Source organism: Acidithiobacillus sp. (assembly GCF_027322205.1).
Lineage (GTDB): Bacteria > Pseudomonadota > Gammaproteobacteria > Acidithiobacillales > Acidithiobacillaceae > Acidithiobacillus.
Window position 1 is genome coordinate 29,854 of record NZ_DAHVHY010000021.1, and the last position, 2,248, is coordinate 32,101.

At 55.8% G+C, this 2,248-nt stretch carries 2 protein-coding genes; both read right to left on the reverse strand.

Features of this window, described 5'->3' with window-relative positions:
• Positions 1 to 145: 145 nt before the first annotated feature.
• On the reverse strand, positions 146 to 1,696 hold the full coding sequence (locus M7F93_RS05310) for a SulP family inorganic anion transporter (protein ID WP_298170190.1): 1,551 nt from the start codon (positions 1,694 to 1,696) through the stop codon (positions 146 to 148).
• Positions 1,697 to 1,705: 9 nt separating this feature from the next.
• Positions 1,706 to 2,248: carbonic anhydrase (locus M7F93_RS05315; protein ID WP_298170193.1), on the reverse strand; the 543-nt coding region annotated here is incomplete at its 5' end.

Here is a 2,248-nt window from a genome sequence, read left to right on the forward strand (position 1 = left end):
AAGCTCGCTAAGATACCGTTATTAGTGCATTAACGTCAAGCATATTTGGCTGTCTGGCATTTGGGGTCTTGACCAGTTGTCGGTCCAATAAGAAACGATGGTGCATCAAGAGCCTCCTGATTGCTTGTTCCAGCATTTGTTGGTGTCAGACAGGAGCCATCAATACCGGGGTATCGAAGCCCTGTTCGCGCAGTCGGATGCCGCGCAAGGGTGCGGAGCGTTCAAAATCTCTGATCACTTCGAGGACGTCGTGGTCGATGAAACCCACATGTTCGCCATCCAGTATGATCTCTGCACCCTTGGGCAGCCGCTCCAGGATATGGGAGAGTCGTGCCTTGTTCACAAAGGTCACCTCCCGATTCAGCGCAATTTTGTAAGCGGAACCCTCTCGTCCAATCTCTATGGCACTGTGGTAATTGGCTTTGAGCACAAAGAATACCCCTGCCAGCAGGCCGACGACTACCCCTGTAATGAGACTGCTCAGCAGAATCGCGACAATGGTGATTATGAACGGAAGATATTGAGATTTATCCAGCCGAAACATTCGCTTGAATATGCCTGGATGGGCCAGCTTGAAGCCGACGAAAATCAGGATGGAGGCTAACGCAGCCAGCGGAATCTGGTTCATCAGCGTTGCCAGAAACAGCACGGCGAACAGCAGGAATAAGCCATGCAGAAAGGCACTCGCCTTAGTGCGGGCTCCTGCCGCCACATTGGCGGTACTGCGCACGATAACCGCCGCCACCGGAAGGCCGCCGATGAGGCCACTGGCGACATTGGCGATGCCCTGACCCAGCAGTTCGCGGTCCAGCGGCGTGCGCCGTTTGAAGGCATCGAGTTTGTCGGCGGCTTCAATAGAAAGCAGGCTTTCGAGGCTCGCAATGAAGGTGAGGGCGACAGCCGTCACCCAGACGGTTTTCGATCCGATCATCCCCCAGTCCGGCATTTGCAGCATACCCCGCAAATCTGCGAAGGAGTGAATGATCGGCAGGTTGACCAGGTTGTGGCCGCTGACGGCCAGATCCGGAACGGTGTAGAGAAGCAGTGCGTTGAGTAAGGTACCAAAAACTACCGCCATGAGTGGCCCGGATAGCCAGGTTTGTTTACGCAATACCGCTACTTTGTCCCAGGTGATCAGGATGGACAGGGTAAGTAGGCTGATCAGCAGAGCGCCCCACTGCAGGTGCGCCAGGGCAGCGATGACACCGCTGAAGGTGTTCTCGCCATGGGCACTGATAAAGTCCTGGCTGCCGAATTCGCCCAGATCAAAACCGATGGCATAGGGAAACTGCTTGAGGATGATGATGATGCCGATAGCCGAAAGAATGCCCTGAATGACGGCAGAAGGGAAAAAATAGGCCACGACGCCCGCACGGATAACGCCCAAAACGATTTGAATGACCCCGGCGATGACCACTGCCAGCAGAAAAGCGGAGAAACTTGGGAGGGCCTGCATCGCCACCAGTACCGTGGCGACGATAGCGGGAGTCGGCCCACTGACGGCCAGATGCGAACGACTGAACAGGGGGACCAGCAGACCACCCATTACGCCTGCTATGAGTCCGGAAATGAGTGGTGCACCAGAGGCCAAGGCAACGCCCAAACACAAAGGCATCGCCACCAGTGCCACCACCACCGCCGCAGGCACGTCGGCCCGCAGGTTTTTGAGGGGCGAAAGATTAACGTTGTTTTCCATCGTTTGTCCTCAGGCAAGCCGTTCAAACTGCTGTGCGCTGGCGTTATAGGCCAGCAGGGCGCCTTCTTCCATATCAAAATACCAGCCGTGCAACTGCAGCTCACCCCGCACCACCCGCCGACGCACACTGTCGAAGGTCAGGAGGTTTTCCAGAGAAACGAGAATGCTTGCTTTTTCAAGTGCTCTTAACTGCTCCTCCGGACTGGCATCGGCATATTCGCGCATCACGTCGGTGCGTGCATCTTTGGCAATTTCGACCCAGGGGCCGACATATTTGCCTTCAGTGCCGTTCAATAGCGCTTTCATGCCGCCGCAATGGGAATGGCCGTTAATGATGATGTGCTCTACCTGCAGGTGTCCGACCGCGAAATCCACCGCTGCACTGGTTCCATGGAGGTGTCCGTCCTGTTCGGCAGGAGGAATGAGGTTGGCGACGTTGCGCACTACAAAAATGTCCCCGGGCTCGCTGCCATACAGGGACGTAGGTGTTACCCTAGAGTCGGAGCACCCTATCAGCATGACTTTCGGGCTCTGTCCTTTCTCTACTAGGGT